This window comes from Streptomyces sp. NPDC037288, from assembly GCF_055603265.1.
Genome location: NZ_JBVJVY010000103.1, coordinates 1 through 8595, shown reverse-complemented (window position 1 = coordinate 8595; position 8595 = coordinate 1). Strand labels below are relative to the sequence as shown.

Below are 8595 nucleotides of genomic sequence, written 5' to 3'. Positions count from 1 at the left end.
CGCAGGCTTCCCAGTCTCCAACACGATGCGTACCGCACCCTCACGGAACGGCGCGTCGTACGACCGTCGCTTCCCACCCATGACCCTCAACTTCCCCTTCAGTCACACCTCCACGCTACGAGGGGAAGGTCAGTGAGGTCCGACAAGCTCCCCTGGCCGCGTATGAGGCCGAGGTGCTTGGGCCCGTAATAGGTCCACAATTCCAGCGCGGCTTCCAGAAGCGCTGCGCGGTCCGCCCGGGACATCGGCACCGTCATCTTGGCGGTTGGGCTCCGTGGGATGATCTTCGAGTCGATTGCCTTGGGGAGGGCCTGTTCGCGGATGCCGTGCCCCGTCGTACAAGGGCTTTCGGTATCCGGGCGAGGTTATTACTCACTGTGTGTGGCTGTACCACCATTTCCCGCTCTCGTGCCGGGAGGTCGAGGAACTCATGCTCGAGCGGGGTGTCACGGTCTCGTACGAGACGGTGCGGCAGTGGTGCGCCAAGTTCGGCCAGGCCTACGCCAACCAGCTGCGGCGCCGGCGTCCGCGGCCGGGCGACAAGTGGTACATGGACGAGGTCTTCATCAAGATCAACGGAAAGCTCCGGTACCTCTGGCGCGCTGTCGACCAGGACGGCAACGTCCTCGACGTTCTTGTCCAGCCCAAGCGGAACGCGCAGGCGGCCAAGCGGTTCTTCCGCCGCCTGCTCAAGGAGTACGAGTACGTGCCTCGGGTGATCGGGACCGACAAACTGCGCTCCTACAGCGCCGCCCACCGCGAGGTCATGCCCTTGGTCGAGCACCACAGTTCGAAGTACTTGAACAACCGGACCGAGAACAGCCACCAGCCAACGAGGCAGCAGGAACGCGCCATGCGGCCCTTCACCTCACCCGGGCACGCACCCAGATTCCTGTCCACGTTCAGCGGCATCTCACCCCACTTCCGCCCCCGCCGCCACCTGCTCACAACCCGTGACTACCGCACCGAAATGGACCACCGCTTCACCACCCGGCGCCAGGCCACCGGCTGCGCAGCCACCACCTGAAGACAACTGACCCAGCAGGGCAAGCATGCCTCAACCAACCCTTCAACCCCACAAGTTGACAGAGCCCGTTGACATCCTTCACCCAAGCGTCAACGACCCACACGACTCTTCGTCACCACCGAATGTGAGACAGGGCCACTGGCTGTACAGACCCACTTGACGATGCCCATCGTGTTGCTGCGCGTGATTCACAAAGGCGCAAGATGGCGTCATCTGCGGGGGGTTAGCGGGTCCGCGTCTCTTCTCGGGAGCGGCGCTGACCGCTGGACTATTGCATGCCTCACTCGATCTGGGGGAGGTAGTGCGGTTGCGCAGCCTGCCGGTCGCACGCATGCCCCTGTCTCAACCCCCTGCACGAAGGGTTCTCATGTCAGATCGTCCGGCAGTTCCCGCCCCCTCCGCCGACATGCACGTGCCCGATAGGACGGATCTGGATGATCCGCGCGTAGCTTCGGCCGAGCATTACTCGTATGTCTGTTGCGGTGAGTCTTCGACACGCTACCCCTCTGCTGTCCCGAGTGGCCCTGCTGCCGTGGGCTGTTCAGCGTCTGCGTCAATGGGCCGCCTGGTCGTTTTGGAAGGAGCACCGTCGGGGCTGTCGCGCGTGTACCGGTTGCCGGATCATGTACCGGATGGGGTGGATCGCCTAGTCTTGTCCTATTACGGTCGGCATCAGCACTTCGAGCGCCTCAATACCGCGGAGCGCGTGGACGGCCAGATGCTGCCGGTCTATCGGTGGACGTACAGCACGGCCATTGCTGAATAGCAGTCAGCGGATCGCACCGGCCCTCAGCGGCGGGAAGTGGGCTGCCGGTATTCAGCCGCGGAATACGTCTGTCCGGGCCGCTGCGGTGTCACTGCCGTCGACCAGTAAGTCTTCATCTTCCCGAGTCACCCGGTTGAGCTACACGGTCGCCGGGGTGCCGTTACCCGGCCAGATTGAGCGCCCTGGGGGGAGAGAGCCGGCCTGGGGCCCATGAAGTTCCGGCTCGTTGATGTGAGAAGCGAACTACAACTAGAGAAGAAAACGAGAGCTGTCTATGCGTCACATGCAGGTGGGGAGTGGAGCCCCGACGGGCTCCGGGGGCGTGTCGGATGCCGATGATCCTTGTGTGGACGGAATTGCCGTCATCGGGGCGGCCTGTCGTCTGCCAGGCGGCGTGACATCTCCCAGTGAGTTCTGGGAGCTGCTGCGTTCCGGCGCCGACGGGGTAGGCAGGGTGCCGGACGGGCGTTGGGATCCGAAGGAACTGGCCGCGCTCGACGCTCAGGCTTCCCGCCCGCCGGTGTGGGAGGGAGGGTTTCTGGACGGGCCGCTGGGCGCATTCGACGCCGAGTTCTTCGGGATCAGCAGCCGAGAGGCCGCCCTTATCGATCCACAGCAGCGGCTACTGCTTGAACTCGCTTGGGAGGCCAGCGAACACGCCGGCCTACCACCCAGGGCATTGGCAGGTGCGGATGCGGGGGTATTTACGGGCCTGTGCAATCCGGATCACAGCGCATACGTGCACTGGCTGCCGGCCGGGGGCGGACCGTATGCCGTGACCGGCAGCATGTACGCCTCCTCCGCCGGGCGCATCTCGCATGCCCTGGGACTGGGCGGTCCGAGCCTGGCGGTGGACACCGCCTGCTCGTCCGGCCTCGCCACGGTGCACCTAGCGTGCCAGAGCCTGCGTGAAGGTGAGTGCTCGCTTGCGTTCGCCGGAGCGGTGAATCTGCTGGTGAGTCCTAGGACGACCGCCGCCTACAATGAGCTGGGCGTCTTGTCACCGACGGGACGCTGCCGCCCCTTCGACGAGAGCGCGGACGGTTACGTACGGGCCGAGGGTGGGGTCGCGCTCGTCCTCAAGAGGCTTGCCGACGCAACGCGCGACGGTGACCGGGTACTTGCCGTGGTACGCGGTACTGCGACGAACCATGACGGGGCCACATCACGCTTTACCGTGCCGTCCGGCATGGCGCAGCAGGAGGTGTGCCGGACGGCACTGGCGGTCGCGGGGGTGCGGGCCGAGGACGTGGCGATGGTGGAGGCGCACGGCCCCGGCACGCCGACCGGGGACCGCATCGAGTTCGCCTCCCTGTCGGCTGTCTATGGGCGTGATGGTGCATGTGCGCTGGGTTCAGTCAAAGCCAATGTGGGACACACGGAGTCGGCCGCTGGCCTGGTGGGGCTGCTGAAGGCGGTTCTCGCGGTGCGGCACGGTGTAATCCCGCCCACACCCCACTTCCGTTCCTGGCAGTCGGGCATCAACCCAGCCGACAGCGGTCTGTACGTGCCAGTGAAGGCGGTGTCCTGGCCCCAGGGGCCGCGCCTGGCCGCGGTCTGCTCATACGGGGTGACGGGAACAAACACGCACGCCGTGGTGGGCCAGGCGCCCGAGGCACACCGCCCGCACGCGGCGGTGCCCGAGGCCGACAGGCCTCGACTGTTCGTTCTGTCGGCTGCCAGCGCACACGCCCTGGAGACGGCAGCCGAGCGTCTTGGTGAGTGGCTAAAGTCAGCGGGATGCGAGCAGCCCCTCGACGACGTTGCCCACACGCTGGCGTTGCGCCGCTCGCATGCCGCAGAGCGCCTGGCGGTGGTGGCCCGCTCCCGGGAGGAACTGGTGGCGCGTCTGGAGGGCTGGCTGAGCGGGCACGCCGATGCACTGGTGACGGCCGACTGGGCTCGCGAAGCAAAGGGACCCGGGCCAGTGTGGGTATTCAGCGGCCATGGCTCCCAGTGGCCCGGCATGGCGCGCGAGCTCCTCGACGTACCAGAGTTCGCAGCCGTGGTGGCCCGGGTTGATCCGCTCATAGCCGCTGAGTCAGGCTTTTCGCCGTATGAAGTGCTGAAGAATGGCATCGAGGTCAGCCGGTTCGACCGGGTCCAGCCCATGATCTTCACCGTGCAGGTGGGACTGGCTGCAGCCTTGCGCGCCCGCGGCATGACCCCGTCAGCGGTGGTCGGGCACTCGATGGGCGAGGTGGCTGCGGCTGTGGTGTCAGGAGCGCTGAGCCTTGAGGACGGCGTGAAGGTAATCTGCCGGCGCTCCAGGCTGTGCGTGCCGCAGGCACGGGCCGGAACGGGAGTGATGGTCGCCGTCCAGCTGCCAGCCGACCAGGTGGCAAGGGAGCTGGCCGAGGCAGAGGCAGAGGCCGACGTCGCAGTAATAGCCGCCCCATGCTCCACGGTGATTGGTGGCGCCGTACGCGATGTGGAGCGCCTGGTGGAGGATTGGACAAACCGGGGAATCACCGCCCGCCAAGTCGCCGTCGACTTCCCCTCCCACTGCCGCCTGGCACAGCCGTTGCTGGCCGACATGGAACAGGCATTGCACGATCTTGCACCGCGCACGCCGGAGGTCCCCTTCTACACCACCGTGTTGGACGACCCGCACGACCTGCCGCGCTTTGACGCAGCGTACTGGGCGGCCAACGTCGGCCGCCCAGTACGGGCCACAGCGGCCACCGAAGCACTGGCAAAAGACGGCTTCAGGGTCTTCGTGGAAATCTCGCCCAACCCTGTCGCGGTACGGCCGCTGCTGTGGACGCTGCAAGCGCTGGATATCCACGACGCCACGGTGGTGCCCACGCTGCACGCCCGGCACCACGCCATCGACTCGCTCTGGGCCACAGCTGCCCGCCTGCACTGCGCAGGACAGCCAGTCAACTGGTCACAATGGCTGCTTGACGGCCGCCTGGTAGAAGCACCGACCACCAGCTGGGAACGACAGAACCTGCTCATCGACCTGGGCGCCGTACGTATAGGTGTCGGCGAGCGCAACGAGTCCGTGGACACGGGAACGTCTGAGGAACGAGGAGAGTCATCAGCCCTACCTCAGAGTCTCCCAGTAAGCGCCGACCAGAGCCGACCGGCCGAGGAGCTTGTCACCAGCCAGCTGCGCGAGCTGCTGCAGCTGAGAAACCAGCGCATTCACCCCTCCGCCGCCTTCGCCGACCTGGGCCTGGACTCCCTGCATGCAGCTGCCTTTCGCGACCGACTACAGCAGGCACTGAGCGTGTCGATCCCACTCACCGCAATTTGGCAGCACCCGACCATCGCCGAACTCAGCAGCTATCTGCGGGCCAGACTGAACTCCGCCACCCAGCCAGATGCCGACGAACCCGAAAGGTCCGCATGAGCATGCAGACACACACTATCGCGCTACCCGCCGGGTCCTTCAGCTACCGCACCTGGGGCGATGCGGGGCCTGCAGCAGTGTTGCTGCACGGCAACGCCGCCTCCTCCTCGAGCTGGAGCCGGATCGGTCCCCAACTCGCTGAACGTATGAGGGTATTCGCGCTCGACCTGCGCGGCCACGGGGACAGCATCCGCCTGCCTTCCGGGGCATACGGACTCTCCGCGGTGGCGGCCGATGTCGCGGACTTCGTCACTGCCCTCGAACTGCACCGGCCGCTGCTCATCGGCCACTCCTGGGGCGCGGCAGTTGCCCTGGTGCTCGCTGCCCAGCAGGGCGCGAACCTCTCCGGGCTCCTTTTGGAAGACCCACCGCCACAGATGTCCGCCGATCCGCTGCACAACCACATCCGTGACCTGGTCCGCGCCAGCGCACTGCCCCCCGCGGCCTTGCTGGAGACGGTGGCAGCAGCCCACCCCGGCTGGCACCCCACCGATGTGCGCACCCTCGCCACCGACCTGTCTCGTGCGGAGCCCACGGTCATCCGCGCCCTGGCCACCGACGGTGCGTCTGCCGGCCCACTGCTGCCGCTGCTCGGCGAGATCCCCGTGCCCGTCCTGCTGCTGCGTGCAGATCCCCGGCAGGGAGGCTTGCTCAAACCTGCCGACTTCCTCCTCGCCCGCAGTCTGCTACCCCCCGGCAGCACTGCCCTCGACCTGCCGGGCGTACCCCACGAGATCCACCGTGCCGCCTTCGAGCGGTTTATCCACGCCGTCAGCGACTTTACTACCGCACTGACACACCACCCCGGCCCTGGCCGGGCAAAGACCCTCCCTACCCGCAACACTCGTGGAAAAAGCGCATGGTCGACACCATGAAGGCACTCGCCTTCGCCGCAGCGTCGGAGGAGACCGGACACCGGCGGGTCGGTGGCCGGGGCACGCGAGAAGGTTTCAGCTGACCAACTGAGGTTTGACCGTCTGATGGAGCGTCGCAAACGCAGCCATCGCCCTTTGATCCACGCACCTGGACAGACGTACGCAAACAGCTACGACGGGAGGAATCCCCCTATGGCCAGTCCCTTCGAATCACAGATGTCCGCAACGACTGCCCTCACCGAGGCTACGCCGCTGCAGTCGCTGCTATTGGGAGACGCCTACGCGCACCATGCGGCACTTGACCATCTCCTTGAAACCGAGCCGTTCACGCGCCCGGCTCCGCCTTGCGGCCCGCAACGCCATGCGCGCACCTACGACCGCCTGCATGCTCTGGGCCAGTTCACGGGCGGAGCCACCACTCTCTACCGCGACCCCGCCCGCATGCTGAGCGCACTGGAGTGGTCTGCGGTGGTGGACCCGCCGTTGTTTCTCGCTGGCACCGTCCAGTACACGGTGTGTGTCGCGACCATGCTGGAACTCGGCCATCCGGGACCTTACCTGAGCCCGCTGATCGACGAGGTGGACCGGCATGAGGCTTTCGGCTCGATCATGATTACCGAAGTTGGGCGCGGCAACAGCCACCTGGCGCCCCGGACCACAGCCCGCTTCGATCCTGCCACACGAGAATTCATCCTCACCACCCCGGACGCTGACGCGGCCAAGTTCATGGCCCACGTTGCCGAAACCGGCCGGGCCCACACGGCCGTCGTGTACGCCAGCCTCTACGTAGGAGACCGGCCGTGCGGTGTCTTTCCCTTCGCGGTCCGAATCCGCGACCATGCCGGCACCACTGAAGGCGTACGTGTCACGCCCTTGCCCGAAACCACTTCTGTTCCCCTCAACTACGCCCTTGTCTCCTTCCACGGCGCCCGCGTCCCGTACGACGGGTGGTTGCGAGACACCGCATCGATCTCCTCCCCGCCGGAGTCTGCATTCTTCGATCCAATCGGCGACTCAGACCGACGCCTGGTACGCTCCATAACTTTCTCGTCCAACGCCTCCACGGGGGCCGCAGCTGCTCTCGCTGCCGCAGCCCGGGCCGCCGTCGCCATCGGCTTGCGCCACAGTGGCAACCGCCTGACCATGGGACGCCTGCGCCCCGATCTGCCCGTGCTCAATTACCGCACCCAGCAGGATGCGCTGTACCCGGTCCTCGCCGAGGTCTATGCCTGCAGTCTGTTCGTCTCTCGCGTGAAGTCTCGGTACGTCGACCGACGCCATGGCACCCACGTGACGGCGGACGCCCCACCGGTGTGGGCACCCTGGGCATCGGTCAGCCGCGAGGCGGCCCTGGCCAAGGCTGCCGCCACCCGCACGCTGGAGATCGCCGCCAGGGTGTGCCGGGAACGCTCCGGGGCACAAGGAATGCTGAGCATCAACCGCCTGCTGGAATACGAAGGACTGGCCCAGGCCTACCAGGCCGCCGCCGGTGACAACCTCCTCGTCCTGCTCGATGGCGGAAAGCAGATGGTGGAAGACGAGACACACGCTGCGCCAACGGTGCCTAGCGTGGACAACCCCGCATCACCAGCCGGAGCACAGGCCCTCGCCAGCGTTCATGAAGGCACCCTACTGGCGGACCTGCGCCGCCGTCTGTCCGACATCCCAGCACCAGAGCGAGGGACGTTCGAGGCCTGGAATCCACTGCTCCCCAAAATCGTAGAGTTGGCCGAAGCTCATATACGGCGCCTGATCCTGACAGCGTTTGCCGACGCCGTCGCCGAGGCAACCACGTACACAACGCCCCTACGGGCGCTGTATACCCTCTACGCCATGGACACACTCACACAGAGCTTGGGCTGGCACCTGTCCAACGAGTCCCTCACACCGACCGACGCCAGGCGCGTGTACCAAGCACGAGAGCGCGCCGTCGTCGAGGTGAGCACCCATGTCCCGGCTCTCCTGGAGGGCTTCGCTCACTCAGGTGCACGGTTGCGCGCTCCCATGGCCGAGGATGATTTCGTCGCAGCCCTGTTCGCGAGCAGCGGAAAGAGTAAGCCTCTTCAGAAGGGCACCGATCGGGTGAAGGTTGACTCTGTAGAAGTTGGCGCCCACTGCAGGTCGGAACGCAAGTCAACCTCCAGCGACCGTTCATCTCGCGGAGTGACTACTGAAGAAGCTCAGTGAACCTCTTTCATCCTGAAGAGTCGCAGGTCAGTAGCACGTGGATGGCTTGGACGGTGCGGCTGACGCGGCGGGTGGAGGAGCGTGCTCTGCGCATGATGCGCCAGGACTTGAGTCGGGCGAAGGCGCGTTCACCGGGGGCTCGGAGTCGAGCGTGGTCGCGGTTGAACTGCTGGTAGTGCTCGGGCTGTTCGCTGTGGCCGTAGTAAGGGGTGCGGACGGTGGCGCCGGCGCCCTGGTAGGCGCGGTCTGCCAGCACAAGGATCTGCCGGGTCAGGCAGGCCTGGACGATGCCGTGGGCGCGGGCTGCGGTCAGGTCATGTGTGCGGCCGGGTGTCGCGCGGGAGAACCACAGGGGTGTGCCGTCCGGGCGAGCGATGACCTG

6 protein-coding genes are annotated in these 8595 nt (G+C 66.2%); 5 read left to right on the top strand and 1 reads right to left on the bottom strand.

Features of this window, described 5'->3' with window-relative positions; translation table 11 throughout:
- Positions 1–295: 295 nt before the first annotated feature.
- From ACZ7GZ_RS41235 to ACZ7GZ_RS41215, 5 genes are all read left to right on the top strand, one after another.
- On the top strand, positions 296–1027 hold the full coding sequence (locus ACZ7GZ_RS41235) for an IS6 family transposase (RefSeq protein ID WP_471032745.1): 732 nt from the start codon (positions 296–298) through the stop codon (positions 1025–1027).
- 556 nt (positions 1028–1583) lie between these two features.
- Entirely contained in the window at positions 1584–1793 is a 210-nt protein-coding gene (locus ACZ7GZ_RS41230) for a DUF5988 family protein (RefSeq protein WP_471032742.1), read from the top strand.
- Positions 1794–2139: 346 nt separating this feature from the next.
- On the top strand, positions 2140–5151 hold the full coding sequence (locus ACZ7GZ_RS41225; protein ID WP_471032741.1) for a type I polyketide synthase: 3012 nt from the start codon (positions 2140–2142) through the stop codon (positions 5149–5151).
- Entirely contained in the window at positions 5148–6026 is an 879-nt protein-coding gene (locus tag ACZ7GZ_RS41220) for an alpha/beta fold hydrolase (protein ID WP_471032739.1), read from the top strand. Before ACZ7GZ_RS41225 ends, ACZ7GZ_RS41220 begins: the two co-directional genes overlap by 4 nt.
- 192 nt (positions 6027–6218) lie before the next feature.
- Positions 6219–8213 (top strand): acyl-CoA dehydrogenase family protein, encoded by a 1995-nt coding sequence (locus tag ACZ7GZ_RS41215; protein WP_471032737.1) that lies wholly within the window; start codon positions 6219–6221, stop codon positions 8211–8213.
- Between the two features lie 7 nt (positions 8214–8220).
- Here ACZ7GZ_RS41215 and ACZ7GZ_RS41210 read toward each other — a convergent pair.
- Positions 8221–8595: transposase family protein (locus ACZ7GZ_RS41210; RefSeq protein WP_471032736.1), on the bottom strand; the 375-nt coding region annotated here is incomplete at its 5' end.